Source organism: Mycoplasma phocoeninasale, from assembly GCF_012934885.1.
In the GTDB taxonomy this organism is placed as follows: domain Bacteria; phylum Bacillota_I; class Bacilli_A; order Mycoplasmatales; family Metamycoplasmataceae; genus Metamycoplasma; species Metamycoplasma phocoeninasale.
The window spans coordinates 517,117-535,308 of record NZ_CP051480.1; the positions used below are offsets into that span (position 1 = coordinate 517,117).

Consider the following 18,192-nt stretch of genomic DNA (forward strand, 5'->3'; position numbering starts at 1 on the left):
TCCCTAAATAATTTAAATGTTAAATTTTTTTCTTCTTCAAAGACTTGATTTCTCAATGGTTGGTTGATTAATAAAAGTGTGATAAAAACTTGAATTGACAATAACGCCGGTATAAATGAAATATGCAGTAACACTAATTAATAAAATAACATACATAAATGTGGCAACAACTCCAAATTTTTTATAGTCAATGGCCGATGAAATTGAACCAAATAGTAAAATAAACACGGATATTGGAATTGAAGCGATTAAAGCACCAGGATGAGCTTGTGAAAATTTTAGTTTGAAGTTTGGCGCAAATTTGAAGTATGCCAAAAATGATAGATAAGTTACTATTGGTAAAAATACGATGACAGTAATTCAGTAAACTAGCTTAAACTGTCAATCTAAATTTAGTTTAGTTTGCATTGGGTCTTTTGAATTAAGAATGCTGTTAAGAGCATCGGGATAAAGTGAATCAATTAAAAAAGTAACGAAGGCTGTTAAACAAAGTAAAAAGATTGTTAGCAGAATTGAAATCGTTAAACTCACAAAGAATCCTTTAATTCGAGTTTTGATCATTCTGTGCATTGAATTGTGGCGATATAGTGCGTCAATTGAGAAAATAAACTTTGAATATCCCTTTGAAGCTAGTCAAATAACTGATAGAGCAAAAATTGCAAATCCAAATGCTGCTCCTGCACCACTTTTTCAAAGTGATGAAATAACAGGAATAACGTTAGATATTCCGGGAATAATATCCCCCAAGATAACTGATCTTAAAACAAGTTCATACCTTTCACTAATTGAGCCGATTGTTCCTAACAAAAGACTAATAATTGGAATAAATGAAATGAATAAATACATTGCATATCCAGCCGGAACAAAAGCAAATTCATTTGAATTGATTTTCTCATAAGTAGTATTAACAATTTCTTTCCCCTTACTACGCGATGAGCGAATATAGCGAGAAATTGCAACAAACAAAATTCCATAAATTATTCATTTAATAATTTTCTCGAGAAAAGTTTTCTTTTTGCGGTTAACAACAATTTGTGATGAATTAACTGAAACTTTGGCATTTGAACTAGAATCATTGTTAGATTTCTTCTGTCAACCAGTTTTAATTTTATTAGGTTTTTTATTGAACACTATTTGAACCTTTCTGTAATTTTTTGGTTAATTTCATCCATTTTTGCTTTCCCCATTGTTTTTTTCATAATTTGGCCAGCTAAAAATTTTTTAGCTTTATCAGCATTTTTAATAAAAGTACTTTCAAGATCAGGATTTTCTTCTAGAATACTATCAATTACTTCATCAAGCGATACATTGCTTTCCTTTATCATAAAGTTATTATCCTCAATAATTTTCATGATTGAATTTTTTTCTCTATCTTTAATTTCAATAATTTTTTTTACATCAGCTTTGTTAATTTTGCCATCAATTACTAAATTAAATAATTCACTTGCTTCATTGGCTGAAAGGTTAAATTCAGAAATGCCTTTTTTAGCTAAATTTAAATAGCTAATAATCTCAGAAAAGAACAAGTTAGTTGTTTTTCTGCGGTCACTACTGCTAATTTTGTCTAAATAATTTGCATATTCAGTGTTATTTAGTAATTGATTAATTTGCATTTGATTTAGACCTAAACTTATGTAGCGCATTTCTTTTTGGAATGGAGTTTCTTCAATGTTTACACTGTCGATAAGTTCATCATCGAGGGCAATATATGGAATATTAGGATCGGGAAAATATTTATAATCAAGAGCATCACTTTTTGATCGCATCATCACCGTTATTTCACTTGCTTCATCAAAGCGCTTGGTACATTGTTCAATTGACTTATTTGCTTGATAGCTTTCAAACTGTTGGTTTGCCTCATATTCAATTGCTTTTTCAACATTTGATAATGAATTTAGGTTTTTAATTTCAACTCTTGTTCTTAGTTCATTACTATCTTTTGGACGAATTGATAAGTTTACGTCAGTTCGCAAACTACCTTCATTCATTTTGGCATCACTAATATTAAGTGATAAGGCTGTTTGTCTTATTGCTTCTACATAGGCTACGGCTTCTCTGGCAGAATGAATGCTTGGTGTTGACACTATTTCAATTAGTGGAATTCCTGCGCGGTTATAATTAATTTTAGTAAATTCACCGTCATGAATTGATTTAGCAGTATCTTCTTCTAAATGAATTCTCTCAATTGCTATATCTTTTCATTGATTATCAACTTTTATTTTGATTGATCCGTTTTTACCAATTGGGTTAAATTGTTGGGTTATTTGATATCCCTTAGTTAGGTCAGGGTAGAAGTAATTTTTTCGATCAAATCTAATTAGCTTATCAATTTCCATGTTTAGCGCTTTTGCTAATTTGATGCCTTTAATAATAGCCCCTGAATTAACAAGTGGAAGAGTACCGGGATATGCCAAATCAATATTCGAGACCATTTGGTTGACTTCTTTTCCAAATGAGTTTTCAACTGGTGAGAACATTTTAGTTTTTGTATTAAGCTCTAAATGAATTTCAATGCCAATTACCATTTCTCAATCTTTATGCATGATTTTCTCCTAAAAGCTCTTCAAAATACAGAGCAATGTCAAAAAGTTTTTTATCGCTATAAATTTCTGTATCAATAGTTAAATTAAATGGCATTTTATTACTATCTTCTCCCATTTTTAAAGTTAGTGAAGGGTTACCAACTAGATTTGCGTAGGTTAGAATATAGTCCATATATGAACTACGATATTCTTTTCCGATTAATGGAGCGGAGTCATTTGAAGCAGGGTAAATAAAACAGTCGGCTTGTTTGTGGATCTTACTAAAATATTCAGTTAAATATCTTCTCATTCGTTTAGCCTTTACAAAATATTTGATCTGATTTTCAGATTTTAGAAAATATGATCCCAAAATTAGGCGTGACTGAACCATCTTTCCAAGACCTTCAGATCGAGTCTTGATAAAACTGTCTTTTCAATTTTTGCCCTCAATTCGAGCTCCAAATTCAACACCAGTTAGATTAGCAAGATTTGATGAGGCTTCTGAAAAAGCAATGATTTTATAAACTACATCGATTGATTTCAACAATTTTTCATCAACATTAATTTTTATAAGTTCAATTCCGCTATTGGCTAGTTTTTTTAATGTATCTTGATAGCTTGCCTTGACATGATCTGTTAATTCATCAAAACAATCTAAATATGCAACCTTCTTTGGTTTGATTTTTTTGACTTGATTGAAATCAAAACTTAAATCAATTGAGCTAAGATCGTGAACTAAATCTTGTTTGTATAACACACTGCTTAAAAGAGCTGTTTTTTCAACACTGTGAGTAAAATAGGCAACAGTATCAAGTGATGTCGCAAAGGCAAAAAGACCATAGCGACTTACTGCTCCATAACTTGGTTTAAATCCAATACAACCAATATTTGATGCTGGTTTTCTAACTGAATCACCAGTATCTGAACCAATTGCAAAATCAATGTTTTCATAAAAGGTTGCTGCTGCTCCAGATGACGAACCACCAACTAAATGATTATCATTTAGTGGATTTTTAATAATTCCGAAAGCGGAATATTCTCCTGATCCACCTAATCCAAATTCATCTAAATTAGTTCTTGCAACACAGGATGCTCCAGCTTCTTCTAGTAATTTTATGACAGTTGATTTATACGCCGGTTTAAAGTTTCTTAAGATTTTAGATGAAGCCATACTAAATGTATTTTCATCTGCATAATTATCTTTAACAGTGAAAATATTATTAGCTAAAATTCCACTATTTTTCAATGTGGCGTCTTCAAAGACGTAAGCAATAGCATTATTGCTGTCATTTTGTAATTTTTTGATAACTTCTTGAATATTTTTATTCTTCATTGATTACCTTCTTAATAATTACGAATTCTTCATCGCGATTGGCCGCATTTCTTAAAATATCATTTTTGTTTAAGTAAAAATCTTTATTAATTTCATCTTTACGAAGATCTTTGAAAGATAAAGGTTTTTCATTAATGTGCGATAGTGCTTTTCAACTACTTAAATCAATAGCATCTAATTCTCTTAGGCCGCTGTCGATTTGCATAAGTAATTTCTTGGCTAATGATAGCACTTCTTCACTAGGCTCAAATAGTAAATCATTCGCTAAAGTTTTTAAATGTTTGTCATCCATTTTTAGCTCCTATCATTTTGGTAAAGAAATAAAAATTTGTCCATTGTATTCATCAAATTCTTCACTTAAATTTTTCAATTTTATTGAATATGAATGTAGAAATAAGCGTTTTGCGAATTTGCCACCGTATTTTAGATCACCCAAAATTGGGCAGTTTAAATAAGCTAGTGTTGCTCGAATTTGATGGGTTTTTCCAGTCATAATTCTTGCATATTTACGTTTATTTTCTTTATAGAATATTGTTCTGGCCTTAACTCCGAATTTGGGATCAACAACCATCTTTTCATTTTTAATATCTTTTTTAAGGCGAACAGTAATATCTAAAATATCTTCATCAAAATCAGAAACAAATTGATAAACCTTTTCAAAATCATGTTGTTTTGCTTCGAATTCTACTAGGGTTTTATAGTTTTTTGCATAGATTACAATTCCACTGGTTTTCTTGTCTAGCCTTCCAATTGAAGCTGGTTGAAAAGAAGATGTTTTACGGTAGTTTAGATATTTAAAAATTTGTTTATCAAGTGAGTTTTCTTCAGAGTGCATAGCAATGTTGGTTGCTTTGTCAACAATCAAAAGATTTTTATCCTCAAAAATTACTTTAAAATTAATTTTGGCTAAATTCTCTTCCTGCGCTTTAAAAGCATCAGTGATTCCATAAATCTCAATTACATCGCCTAATTGGACTTTGTATTGTTTATCTTTGGTTCTAATACCATTGACTTTAATATCCTTTTCACGAAAAATTTTTTCAATTTTTGAAATAGGAACATTGTTGCACATTTTGACAACATATTTAAAAAGAATGCGGTTGACATCATCATTTTTGGCAATAAATTTCATCATATTATTCATCCTCAGATGACATTATTACATTTTCGTTTGTATCTTGTCTTTGTGAATCGAATAAATTGAAATCTTTGTCAAGAATTTCTTCATCTTCATTTGAGTAACGACTAAATTCTGGGAAGTTTGGAAGTTCGGCTAATGTTTTGATTTTGAAATAGTCATAGAATTTATTGGTAATTCCGTATAAAATTGGATTTCCTGGAGTTGATGCAAATCCAACCTCTTCAATGATGTTTTTTTCAAGCAAACTAGCCACAATCCCATCACTAATTACTCCTCTAATGTTTGAAATCATTGAACGAGTAACGGGCTGTTTATAAGCAACAATTCCTGCTACTTCAATAGCGGCATTTGATAGTCTTTGCTTTTTAGTAATGGTAACTAAAGTTGTGATGTATTCCTTAACTGATTCAACAGTTAAAAATTTAAAAACATCATTAAATTCATAAACCTTTATTCCTCGATCTTGTTTGTTAAAACTGTCTTTAAAGTCTCGTAGGAGTTTTCTACCTTCTTGTACAGTGTTTAAATTAAAAACTTCTTTTACTTGCTCTGAACTAATTCCTTCACTGCCTTGAATAAATAGCAGCGCTTCGATAATTTTATTCTTCATATTCTATCCCCTTCTTGAATACAATTATTCCTTCATTGTCTTCTTGTTCTAAAACAACAATTTGTTGTCTAGCTAAATCTAAAACTGCTAGCAGTGTGATGACAAAATGTCCGACACTTGGTACATTGAAAATTTCTTCAAAAGTTAGTGTTGTTTTATTTTTAAACAAGGCAATAATTCTTTTTTTCTGTTCTTCTGGACTAACAGCAATTGTTTCAATCGTAATATTTCTAATAATTTCGGCATATGTTCTTTCGAACATTTTTCTTAAGGTAATAACTAGTTTAGAACTATTTGAATGTCCATCTAAAATGCTTGTGTCATAATCTTTTTCAAACTCTTCAGTATCTTCAGGATCTTTTGAGTATAGGTTTTTTCTTTTTTCTTCTTGCTCTCTTAGTAGAGCTGAGATTTCCTTGAATTTTTCATATTCGGCAATCTGCTCGAGTAGCCGTTTTTTCTCTTCTTTAATCTCTTCTTCAGCTGCTGGATCTTGTAAAACCATCCGTGCTTTTAGCTGTAGTAGTGTTGCTGCCATTACTAAATATTCAGATGCAATGTCAACTTCATAATCTTGAAGGTTTTTGATAATTTCTAAGTATTGATTAGCTAGCTCCAGTAAATCGACATCAAAAATACTAATGTTCTTTTCTTTAATTAAAGTAACTAGTAGATCAAGCGGCCCGTCAAAATTACCTAATTTGAAGACTCTTTTATCTTTTACTAATTCTTGCTTTTCGGAATCATTGCTGTCATTTTCATTTAGAGAAATTTCTCTAACTTCGGGTTTTATAATTTCATTCATATTTTCTCTTACTTACTTTTTATTTCTTTTTGAATAGGTATTTTTTATCGTTTCTTTTGACGTGATAGTTTGGTCTATATAATTTGATGCAATAATTTTCTGAACACTTTCAGCTAAAGCCTTTGGTTCTAAAGTTTGAAACTGAATTGGCTTAAGAAGGTGGTGAAATGTAACTTCAACTTCAAGCTCTTTACTACGATTTCAATCTAAAGCATTAGCAGCATTATTAATAGTTACTGGAACAATTGGAAGAAATGTAGATTGTGCTAAACGAAAGGCGCCGCTACTAAATTGTCCTAATTTGCCATCTCTTGTTCTAGTTCCTTCAGCAAAGATAACACCACATGACTTGTTTTTTTTCACAAATTTTCCAAAGTCGCTAAGAACTTCAAGGGCCTCTCTTGGTTTTTTAGTATCAATGAAATGTGTGTTTGCCATTTCGGCAATTTTTTTAATTCTTCTTTTTCCTTTAGTTTCTTTTTTGGCGATAAAGTTAGCTAATTTACTTTGTTTTTTTCCATCCCCATGGTTTCATAGAGCTGAAAAGATAATTAATGGGTCAAGATATGTTGAATGGTTTGGAATAAGTAAACAGGGACCGCTAGGAACATTGTCAAATCCATTAACCTTAACTTTAACATTAAGATGATCTAAAATTCTTGACAAATACTTCTGCAAAAAGAAATTCTTTTCCTCAGTGCGATAGTATTCTGGCATTTTGCGATTTCGACTTGCCTTTCCAGATAGCTTTGAGATGTTAATTCAGATTGGAAGGGCCCTTCAAAAAACTCTAGTTTTTAATTTCATTTATACCTCCTAATTTAAATGTCATGGCAATTACATGATTACTTTCATTTGTTGTTGTTATTTCAAAATTTTCAAATTGATATTTTCCGCTTTTATTTTTGTTAATTAAAATTTTGGTGAAATCTCAATATTTATTATCGGCTTTGTAAATCGCTTCTTTAATAGCTCAGCGATTTGCCAAATATCGAATTTGTCTTTTTTTAGGTAATTTTTCTCATTCATTAATTTCACAAGGATGCAAAAATTTAGCAACATGATGTTTCTTAATTTTCTTAAATCTACTAATTTTAACTAAGTCAATACCAATCATATTATGAATAATCCCTAATATTAATAGATTATACATTAATATGCTAAAGCTATACTAATATTTAAATTTTTGAGAGTTACAAAATTAAAAAAAAATCCCAAGAAAGTGTGAGATTTTTTCTTTAAATTTAGCATAGTGGATCAAATGGCGAGATAATAATTGGCTTTTTATCTAAGCCTTCAGAAACATCATCGGCAAGGAATTTTTTATCGACAATGGCCATAAAATTGTATTCATCGAATCATTTATCACTCATTGAAAAATAACCCTTTTTACCAGCTGCTTCGCCTCAGCTATTTTCAACTTTTCAGCTGATAACATTACCGTCTTTGTCTAAATTAACGCCGATCATGTTCATTGCATGACTTATTGTTGAAGCACGTGATTCAAAACGTTCTTTTTTATCAAAATCTGGAGTTCTAGTTAATGTTAGATCAAAGTCATATAAATTGGGATCCATAATTCCATCCCTAGAAGAAAAGCTACCAACGTCGCACCCAAATCAAACACTTTCGTTATTTTTTAGTTGTTCTATCATTGCCTTTTTCATAACATCTAAATCAACATTTAACATTGTTAGTGGCATTCCTTCTTCAACGTTTTTTATGTAGTTCGAAACAAGAAGTTGATTTTTCGGATATTTTTGTCGTGGGTCAGCAACCAAATCCACTTTATTAGCCAAGAAACTTTTGGCATATTGTTTATAAAAATCTAATGGACTTATATTTTCAATTCTTTGAAATTCTTTATCTTTGTTGCGAAACTCAAAATCAAAATTCTTTGGAGGTCTTCCTAAACTTTTAATTAAAATATTATAAACATCGCTTAAGGCTTGTTCTTTTAGATCTTCTACTTTCTTTAGATTTTTATTTCTGCGATATTCTTCTCTCATTTTGGCGGTATATGCTTTTAGTCTCCAATTAATCTGCGTTACCATTTCGGCAGTTGATTCACTGTGAAATGACTCATTCATTGCTTGTTTTGGACAAACACCATACTTTTCGATAATGTTAGTGAAAAATTCTCAGTATCCACCATCAGTAACGGGTTCTTTGTTAAATAGCCTAAATAGATGATCCTCACTGTCAACCTCTAAGCCTTCGCTAATAATTCATGATAGATAAACATTGGCTTTCTCTAGTTTATCAAAGAAATGAATATAGTTTTGTGAAAGCTCCAATGATTCAAGTTTTAGTTCATCCATAATTTTTAATCTAACGGCATTTAGAGCGGCAAAAATTCAACATCTACCACTTTGTTTTTGGTTGGTAATATTTCCTGCCTTTACTTCAATTGAGAATTCAAAATTATGTTTTTTCGTAACTTCGTTATTAATTGAGCTCTGTTTTATTCCGTTTTTAAAAATGGCATTTTCAATTACCCTATTTGTAGGATTACTCTCATATTGCTCTTCAAATTTTTCTAGTATTTTATCATTAATATTTTTCATATTATCTCTTTTCTTTTTTGTTATTACCATTATTTTTTGTGTGTGCACAAAAGGCTAGCACGTCAACAATATCTTCAGTTTTACCGATAAATGTTAGCAAGTCATTTTCTAGGATTTCAAAATCACCTTCAGGTAAATAAGTCATATTGTTTCGATTAATCATTGTTACCGAAACATGGTATTTATTGCGGAAACCTAGCTCACTAATTTTTTTGTTAAACACATCTGCATTTTGGATGTGAATTGAAGCACTAACAAAGCCATCTTGAAGTTCAACCATATTTTTTGAGTAAAGTGCCAAATTTGGGTTTGCCACTAATAGTGCTGTTCTCTTTCCGGCTTCTTCTTCTGGTGAGACAATTAAGGTAACCCCAATTTGTCTTAGCACTTGAGCATGTCGTGGCGAAGTTGCCCTAGCAATAATTGATTTAACTCCCATTTCAGCCAAAGCTGCGACAATTTCAATGTTGTTTGAAGCACTAACAATAACTACATCAAAATCTTTCATGTTTAATGCTTCTAAGGTTTTCTGTTCAGCACAATCAGCTACATAAATCATCTCAACTTCATCTTTATATGGAGTTAAGTGTTTTTCATCACCATCAACTAGTACAACACGGATATTATTTTCACGGTCTTTTAGTAGTTGATCGGCAATTGCTGCCCCATAGCGTCCAACTCCAATGATGCAAATTTCACGTACTTTTTTAAATAATTTCATAAGATTCTCCTTGTTTTTTACATTCTATTATCCAAAAAACAATAATTATATATGTTACCATTTCCCTAAATTTAATATTTAAAATTAGGTTAAATTGGAATGCCATAAAAAAAATGACAAAAAAAAGTTCCAGAAAAGCCAAAAAAATTGCAAAAATATCACCTGAAAATTAGAAAATTAGAAAATTATTGGAAAGTGGTAAAATTTCTATTTATGACTAGAAGAAAATCAAAAATAAGACATGGAAATATCATTTTTAGATTTTTAAGAAAAATTGGAACAATTAGATATATCTTTCTAATTTATGTTTTATTTACCATTTTTATGTCAATTTTACTATATTGAAATATCTCACATAATTTTGATGAAGAGGGCAACCGAATCAAGATTTCATATCTTGATGCGCTTTTTGTTGCTTCTTCAGCTTTTAGTGATACCGGGCTAACAACAGTAGTTATTAGCGATACATTTAATGCCTTTGGTCAGGCGATTATTGCCTTTTGTATTGTCGTCGGTGGAATTGGGATTTTTACTTTTAAAGTTTATTTATTCCAGTCGATACTAGGATTAAAATCAAGTATTTTTAACAGTCAAGTATCACTAACTGAGCGCGGTGCCAATAATGTAAATGAAACTAAAAAAATGATTAAAATTTCGATTAGTTTCCTAATTATTGTTACTTTAATGGCATCATTAATTTTCACTTTTATGTTCTATTATAATCCAAGTCCATACTTTAATGATGCTAAGGCAACTGCTACTACTAATCACCTTTTTAATCCTTATGTCAAAGAAGCAAATAATCCTTATCAAAATTTTAATCTCTCAATTAGATATGGAATATTTCACGCCATTTCTTCTATTAACAATGCCGGCTTTGACATTATTGGAAGCAAAAGCTTACAACCCTACTATCAAGATTTCGGGTTGCAAGCAATGACTATTGTGATTTTTTTAATTGGTGGAATTGGCTTTCCGGTAATTTATGATATTTGAAAAAAAATTATTTCTACTAATAAAAACTCACCTCATCATCGTTTTAGTTTGTTTACCAAATTTACTTTAATAACATATGTGGTGACAACTGTTTTGGGCTTGACTTTGACGGTTATATTCGAGACAACAACAAAAAACAGTGAATCATTTTGAAATCAACAAGAATATGGAAATACCTGGAGTAAACTCTTTGCCATTTTCTTTCAAACAAAATCAACAAGATCAGCAGGATTTTCAACCGTTAATTACTTTAACTTTACTCAACCAACAATTTTAATTCACGCTATTTTAATGTTTGTTGGATTTTCACCTGTTTCTACTGCCGGAGGGATTCGCAACACAACTATTGCAGTTATATTCTTAAGTATTTTAACTACCATTAGGGGCAAAAGAACTGTTCATGCCTTTAAACGTCAAATTGGAAAAGAAACCTTAATTAAGGCAATTAATGTTTTTGCCATTGCATTATTTTCAGTCGGAATTTTTACCTTAATTGTTTTTGCGACAATTCCAACTGCGGCAAAAACTGCGCACAACGAAGATTTCACAATGTTAAAAGTATTTTTTGAAATATGTTCAGCATTCGGTAACTCAGGTCTTTCAATTGAAATTACTAATAGCGTTTTAACCGTTGGCAAATTATCATTAATTCTCGTAATGATAATGGGTCAATTCGGAATTCCACAAGTTATTAAAATTTGAGGAAGAACAAAATCAACACCAGAGCAATATCAATATATCTATGAAGATGTATCTATTGGCTAGGAGATATTATGAAAAGAAACAAATTTAATAAAACAATTATTGGTCTTAGCACCTTTATTGTTTTAGGATCATCAGGAATTATTGCTGCCTCATGTAGCAGTAAATCTACAAAAGAACCAATTACAACTACTCCAGAAAAGCAGCAAACCTTATCAGGACAAATCAACTATCTTGCCATTGGAGATGACTATACTGCTGGCAATAACTATAGCAGTAATAACTTCATTATCAATGGCCTTGATGAACAAAGCAATGAAATCAAAGGTTTATCATATGCCTCTTATTTAGCAAACGCTATTAAAGAGTTAGGCGATGAGAAGACTGCACTTGGCTCATATCACAATTATGGTTTTTCAGGCTCAAAATTAGATGATTGACTTTATATTTTAAACTCAGCAAAATATCCAATTAATGCTGAAATACAAAATAATGTTGAATACAATAAAAGCATAATGAAAAATGCCAATTCTGACCGATTTGAAAAACAATTTGGCAATTTTGATGAAGATGCTTTCACCAAAATTAAAGACAGTATTAAAAATGCTAACTTTCTAACTATTTCAATCGGGCTGAATGATTTTTTTAATGACCTTGATTTATTTAATAATTTATTTGCAATTACTAATGATTCAGCAAATTACGAAAGCATTGAACAAGATCTAAAGGCTTGATATGACAATCTAGCAATTAAGTCGGCAGCAATAAATCAAAAATATAATAGCCTAATTGATGAAATTAAAGCTATAAATCCTAATGCTAACATTAATCTAGTTGGCTATATTAGCCCTTATTTAAGATTAAGTAGTATTCTTAGAAAACAATTTAATAAAGACTACATATATGACGGCGTAAAAGTTTTAAATAATTTACTTAAAAAAGTTGCTAATGATCGCAAAATTAATTTTGTTTCTTTCCATGATGAAGAATCAATTATTAGTAGTCCTAACAAGTTTTCAGCTGATATTTTTGAAATGCTACCATCGCTTGGGGCATATAAAAAATTAGCTCAAGATATTTTTATGAAATTAGCCATTGATTCAAGTAAATATAGTGAAATCATTGGTAGTATAAATTCAGATAGTGATAATGCATCATATCGTCAAGCTATCTTATTTGCTAAAGATGCTGAAGAGATTAAACAAACAATTCTGGGTGTGACTGGCGATAATGTTGATAATTTCTTAACTAAAAAATATCCTTTTGAAGAAGAAGGCGAAAACCAAACACTTCTTGCAAATGAAAACCAACAAAAAGACAACAATCCTTTTATTATCTTGAAAGCTAAATTTAATGAAGGTAAAAATCTAAATATTAGTAATTTAATTTTATTTTTCAACACAACAATGAAGCTTTTAGGTCTTAATTTATCAGAGCTTAAATCAACTTTTATCGAACTAAAAAATGATTTAGAAGATTCTGAGAACCGTCAAGTATTTATCCAATTTATTGACGAAATTTTAGGCAACCAAACTCTTCAAAACAATCTTATTGAGGCCAAAACTAAAATCAATGAATTAATTGAAAAAAAATCATATGAAAACCTTGAAGCTAAAGACATCGCCTCAGCCTTCAAAGAAATTTTTCTATCCCCTATTAACATATATACATTTTTTAGGGAATTATCAAAAACTGATTTCATTAAAAATCCAATTATTACATCGAAATCTAAAACCTACACAGAACTGATATTACGTGACTTATTTGGATCCAATTTAGTTAAATCTTTTTTACCTTCAACAATTGCCGAAAATCTTGATAGTATTTTCAACAAAAGTGATTTTCAGGATTCCTTAAAAAATGTAATAAATGCTTTTATTAGTCATTTTCTTTCTGAATCTGATAAGTATAGCAAAACAACAAGTTATGTTGAATTTATTAATATATTATTTAAAGATAGTGATGCAGAAATCAAAAAATTCCTTGAAGTATTAATTAGTAATTTAAAAGATAGTCCTGATACTACCAATGCCTTAGTTTTAGAAATTGCCAATAGAATCAAAACTACTTACAATTTAGATGAAAGCAATTTTGAAAACATCAAAAAATTTATTAAAGTTTTTATCCTAAATATTGATGACTTTAAACATGTCAATAAACTCCTAGATTTTGGTATACAATCATTAATTGAAATGCAAAATGAAACATCAGAGAATAAAACTATTGATAATTTCTTTAATCATTTATTTATTTCTATTTTAACTGATAAATTTGATAGCGAAAAAAAACACAACCTACTATTTTCTCTCATTTCGGCAAATTTAGGAAAAAGCAAAGAAGAGCAAAATGATTATGTGAAAGGGCTACAAACTCTTAGCCTAGCATATTTAGCAAAACAAAACTTATTTGATTCAGCTAATATTAGTAAATTAATTAATGAGAAAAATCGCGAAAGCATTACCTTGCTTTTATCTAATTTAGTTAAAAATGACAGTGGTGAGCTAACTGAAAATGGCCGTAACTTTATTACTAATATCACTAGCTCAGTGCTGGAAAAAGAGATTCAAGATCCTGCCTCAAATTTCAATACATTATTAAAACAAATTAGTTTCCTTGCTATTAATCCAATTAGTGCAGCTTTAAAAACTACATTTGGCGAAAACATTCAAATTAATGGTGAGAGTGTGGAGGTTTTCGTTGAAAAAATCTGAGATGATTTATGATCTCAAATAAGAAATAAAGAATTTAGTAATGATCTCAAAAATCTTATATCAAAAATTCTTGAAAGAGGACATCAATATGAGACTAGTTCAATATATAGTTTCATTATTTCACTACTAAAAGATGTTAAAAATAATAAACTTCTAGATTTAGTTAGCGGATTAGTTAAGAGAATTTTAAGCTCTGATGAAATTGTAAATAACGTTGTTCTTGGTTCACTTTCAGTTTTTGAGCAAAGTGCAAAAATTGAACTCTCATCTGAAAAGAAGCAACTTATTTCTTCATATCTAGCTAGTTTAATAAAAAATATTTCTGATTCAAAACTATATGTTTTTGCCAAAGCAAAACTAGAAAGTTCATTAAGTAAAATTGACGAAAGTAAGCAAAAGAATTTTGAAAATCTTGGCACTTATCTTAAAACTAGCATGGCGGAACTATTTAGCTCACAGAATACAACTCTTAGCGGAGAAATTCTTGATCTTATTTTTGTTAAAAATCTAAATAATGAACAAAAATTTCCATTTAATCAGACTATCAAAGTCTTTGCAGCAATTTTAGGAGAGGACAAAATTGTTGATTTTGCCTTGTCTAAATTTGATGTTAAAAATCTAATCGATAAATTAATATCAAATGTTAAATTGGATGAAAGTTTAAGTGCCAATACTCAAAAATCCATTAGAGAAATTTTAGACAATCTTAATGTCTTTATTAAAGAAAATTTTGATAGTAAAATCTTACCTCTTGTTAAAGAACTACTGAAAGAATTCTTTGCAACAAATGAAAGTAAAAACTTTAATTCATTACCTGAGTTAATGAAAGAATTTGTGGTAAAAAACAAAGATAAACTAAAAGGAAAAATTAACGACTTAATTGTCACCTTGACAAAAGACAATAATAATCTAAAGAAAAGTTTATCAAAACTAACAACATCATTAATTACCGATAATATTCCTGGATTTAATTGAGGAAGTGGTAGAGAAACACTTGAATCATCAATTGCTAAATTGGTGGATATTTTACCTAATTTGGGCTTAACTGACGTTATTCTAGAAACACTATTTAGTAATATTGAGGATAATTTAGTAAATCACCAACTAGATGTTAACAAATACACATTCACTATTAAATTCGCAACAATAATTAATAGCATTAGCTTTAATGATTTAATTAGTTTTATTAAGCAATTAAATTCAAATGAAATTAAAAATCTAGCCTTGCTAGCATTAAAGAATTTAAAACATATTTTAAAACTTCGTGCTACACCCACAGCAGTAAATGCTACAAATCTATCACAAACAACAACTCTAAGCAATCGCTTTAAATTTAGTTTTAAAGGTGAAATTACTGTATCACTAGAAAATTGATTAAAACTTTTCAAAGCAACTTTTTCTATTTTGGATAAAAATGATAAAAATGAAATTAATAAAACTTTGATTGAAGAGATAAATGATTTATTTAATAATCAAGAAGCTAAAAAATTTATTAGTTTTAAACTAAGTTCAATTTTAAATTCATTAGTTGAAAAAGCTAATCCTAATAATAAAATTTGAGCTAACTTATTAGAATCAATAGTTAATGGACTATTTGAAGGTAATAGCCACAAAAATTTAATTATAAAAGTTAGTGAATGATTTATTAATCTAGATAAAGCAAAATTAGAAAATTTTAAATCAATTAATGATATTACTAAATTATTTTTGAATGACAACAACCAAATAATAGGAAATTCACTAAAAGACATTTTTAAAAACCTATTAGCTGATGAACAAAACGTTCAAAACTTTGTTGGATATATTTTAGATTTTGTTGAAAAAGAATATAAATTTACATCTACAGTAAATCAAAATCAAAATATTCAAACTATCTTAACCAAAGTTATTACTTCATTTAATAAAACTGAAATTATTAATAATTTAATTACCAAAGTATTGGAAAAGTTTAAGAATGTTGACTTTTTTGCTGAAAATAAATTCAATAATGAAAAACTATTACAAAATATTAAAAATCAATTTTCCGAATATGATATTTTAGATATCTTCACTGAAGAAGCATTTGAGAACTTATTTGAATTTATTATAAAAGAAGGCAATGAAATTAGTTCAAATCAATTATTTTCAATGTATGAATATCTAAACACTAATTTAGCAAAACTACAAGCTCAAAAGGCAAATAATGATGCTATGATTAATGGACAACTATTGCTAAAAACAGCTGCTAATGGTGCTTCTAATTTTAAAACTAATCTAGAAAAAGTTATCTCTAATTTTCTTAATGCTCTAAATAAAGTTTTAAAGCCGCAAGATGATGATAAGGTAACAAAATTTAAAAGTACTGTTATTGAAACGATAACTAAAGTATTAGATGATCAAGTTCAAAAATTTGACTATTCAAAACTAAAAAATAAATATATTTCAACAGAAAATCTTAAAAAAATAATTACCAAGATTTCAAGGTATGACGAAGTTAAAAATGTGTTCACAAATTTAATTAATGATTTTTCTAAGAGCAACATTTCTGATGACAAAAAGAATAATTTAGGTGAAATACTTAAAACTATAATTAATTTTTCAAAAAACAACTTATCAAAATCGTTTGATACATTAATAGAAAAAATTGTTGAAGATGAAGATGTTAAGAAATTATTAATTATGGATCTATTTAAATATTTATCTATCATTGGCGATGAGCAAGATATTCAATTTATTAGCAATTTGTTCAAAAAGGTTTTAAATTCATTAAAGGATACTGATTTTAAAAAAATGATTTTTGACAAAATATTTAATTCATTGACAGAAAAGGCAACCTCATTTGATGTTTTAAATCCAACTTTATTTGTTAAGGAAATCATTGATAATTTAGGATCAATTATTTCTCTTAATGATCTTTTATCACTAAGCACTATTTTAGGCGAAGGTGAAAATAACGTTAATGGTTCCGATCTTGTAAAAATTATTAATTTATTCTTAGGGAAATCGGAAAACCCAAATTCAATTATTTATAATGCACTATCTAATATAAATATGGACGAAGATGTTAACAAAAGAACTACTATAAAATCTCTTAACGATCTTGTTTTGGGAACTAACAAAACCCCAAAGGCTGTAAAAGTTGATGAAAAATCTGAGAAAAAAAGTACAAGTTTTGATCCACTTAACTTTATTAATAAGTTATTTAAGCTATTAAGCGATGAACTTGAAAAAGAATCGAAAAATGACACTAAATATAAGAGTGATTATAAACATAGATACAATAAAGAAGCTTATAAGGCTACATATCGTTTTATAGTTACAATTAAATTTGCAATATTTGAAATGTTTGGACGTGAAACTTTTGATTCTGAAAGAGATTCTGGATTAAAAATAGGTTTATACAAATCAACTGGAGCCATATTGTGAGTATTGCAAGAAGGTTTACCTTATGGATTAGGTTCAATTATAGGTTCATTTTTGTCAGGCAAAACAATAGGAATGCAACAATATTTTAAAGATAATAATATTAGAAGAGAATTTACTAATTACGCAAAATCTTCGTCATTCTTCTTAGGATATACTTATAAATATTTTAATGAGAATGATTATGACCCAAGTTCGATTGATTATTTGATTGTCACAAGTGGCTATAATGCTAAAGATTCAATATTAACGACTTCTGGAAATGAAAACTTAACAAAATTCAAATATAAGGTAACTGAAAATGGAAATGAATATGAAGTTACTAAAAAAGACTACATTTTAATGACAATCAAAGAAGGTGGATTTGCTAAATTCATGAAGTTAAATAAAATAAAATCCGGTTCATCTTGAAGCGGCTTGGACAAAGTTAATTTTGAAGATCTATAAGAAAATATTGTAAAAAAATAATTATTTTTAAAATAATGACTGAAATATAAATAATGTTATTTTTTGAACTTTATAAGTAGAAATCCAACAATTTTTTAAAGGAAATGAATAAAAATAAAGCAAAAGTTAAAATAATTGCTAGTGTTTTTATCATTTATTTATTATAGTGGTACAATTTCAAATAATGTTTTTCAATTTAAAAAAACTAACATAATTTATATAAAATGATTTTCAC

General features: G+C 28.8%; 13 protein-coding genes. 2 read left to right on the plus strand and 11 right to left on the minus strand.

Annotated features, from left to right (window positions below; all coding sequences use genetic code 4):
* Nucleotides 1-12: 12 nt before the first annotated feature.
* The 11 genes from HGG64_RS02240 to HGG64_RS02290 form a co-directional block, all read right to left on the minus strand.
* Entirely contained in the window at nt 13-1,131 is a 1,119-nt protein-coding gene (locus HGG64_RS02240; protein ID WP_169580332.1) for a YhjD/YihY/BrkB family envelope integrity protein, read from the minus strand.
* Nucleotides 1,131-2,543: an Asp-tRNA(Asn)/Glu-tRNA(Gln) amidotransferase subunit GatB gene (gatB, locus tag HGG64_RS02245; RefSeq protein WP_169580333.1), complete on the minus strand. Its 1,413-nt coding sequence runs from the start codon at nt 2,541-2,543 to the stop codon at nt 1,131-1,133. Before gatB ends, HGG64_RS02240 begins: the two co-directional genes overlap by 1 nt.
* Entirely contained in the window at nt 2,536-3,855 is a 1,320-nt protein-coding gene (locus HGG64_RS02250; RefSeq protein WP_169580334.1) for an amidase family protein, read from the minus strand. Before HGG64_RS02250 ends, gatB begins: the two co-directional genes overlap by 8 nt.
* A complete protein-coding gene (locus HGG64_RS02255) occupies nt 3,845-4,147 on the minus strand; it encodes a glutamyl-tRNA amidotransferase (protein WP_169580335.1) in 303 nt (100 codons plus the stop codon). Before HGG64_RS02255 ends, HGG64_RS02250 begins: the two co-directional genes overlap by 11 nt.
* A gap of 9 nt (nt 4,148-4,156) precedes the next feature.
* Nucleotides 4,157-4,990 carry an RluA family pseudouridine synthase gene (locus tag HGG64_RS02260; RefSeq protein ID WP_169580336.1) on the minus strand — a complete coding sequence of 278 codons (834 nt, stop codon included), beginning with the start codon at nt 4,988-4,990 and terminating at the stop codon, nt 4,157-4,159.
* Between the two features lies 1 nt (nt 4,991).
* Nucleotides 4,992-5,606 (minus strand): SMC-Scp complex subunit ScpB, encoded by a 615-nt coding sequence (scpB, locus tag HGG64_RS02265; protein ID WP_169580337.1) that lies wholly within the window; start codon nt 5,604-5,606, stop codon nt 4,992-4,994.
* Nucleotides 5,596-6,411, minus strand: coding sequence for a segregation/condensation protein A (locus HGG64_RS02270; protein ID WP_169580338.1), 816 nt, complete (start codon nt 6,409-6,411; stop codon nt 5,596-5,598). The genes scpB and HGG64_RS02270 overlap by 11 nt, the downstream gene beginning before the upstream one ends.
* 12 nt (nt 6,412-6,423) lie before the next feature.
* The gene (locus HGG64_RS02275) at nt 6,424-7,218 is read right to left on the minus strand and encodes a lysophospholipid acyltransferase family protein (protein WP_169580339.1); all 795 of its coding nucleotides are present in this window, start codon (nt 7,216-7,218) and stop codon (nt 6,424-6,426) included.
* Nucleotides 7,202-7,528 carry a 4'-phosphopantetheinyl transferase superfamily protein gene (locus tag HGG64_RS02280; protein ID WP_169580340.1) on the minus strand — a complete coding sequence of 109 codons (327 nt, stop codon included), beginning with the start codon at nt 7,526-7,528 and terminating at the stop codon, nt 7,202-7,204. The genes HGG64_RS02275 and HGG64_RS02280 overlap by 17 nt, the downstream gene beginning before the upstream one ends.
* Before the next feature lie 127 nt (nt 7,529-7,655).
* Nucleotides 7,656-8,978, minus strand: a complete 1,323-nt coding sequence (locus HGG64_RS02285; protein ID WP_169580341.1) for a C1 family peptidase — start codon at nt 8,976-8,978, stop codon at nt 7,656-7,658.
* 1 nt (nt 8,979) lies between these two features.
* Complete coding sequence (locus HGG64_RS02290; RefSeq protein WP_169580342.1) at nt 8,980-9,699, minus strand: potassium channel family protein; 720 nt, start codon at nt 9,697-9,699, stop codon at nt 8,980-8,982.
* 213 nt (nt 9,700-9,912) lie between these two features.
* Here HGG64_RS02290 and HGG64_RS02295 point away from each other — a divergent pair, with 213 nt between their 5' ends.
* Both HGG64_RS02295 and HGG64_RS02300 read left to right on the plus strand, forming a co-directional pair.
* Nucleotides 9,913-11,460: a TrkH family potassium uptake protein gene (locus tag HGG64_RS02295; protein ID WP_169580343.1), complete on the plus strand. Its 1,548-nt coding sequence runs from the start codon at nt 9,913-9,915 to the stop codon at nt 11,458-11,460.
* Nucleotides 11,461-11,468: 8 nt separating this feature from the next.
* Nucleotides 11,469-17,957, plus strand: a complete 6,489-nt coding sequence (locus HGG64_RS02300; RefSeq protein ID WP_169580344.1) for an SGNH/GDSL hydrolase family protein — start codon at nt 11,469-11,471, stop codon at nt 17,955-17,957.
* The last annotated feature ends 235 nt before the right edge of the window (nt 17,958-18,192 follow it).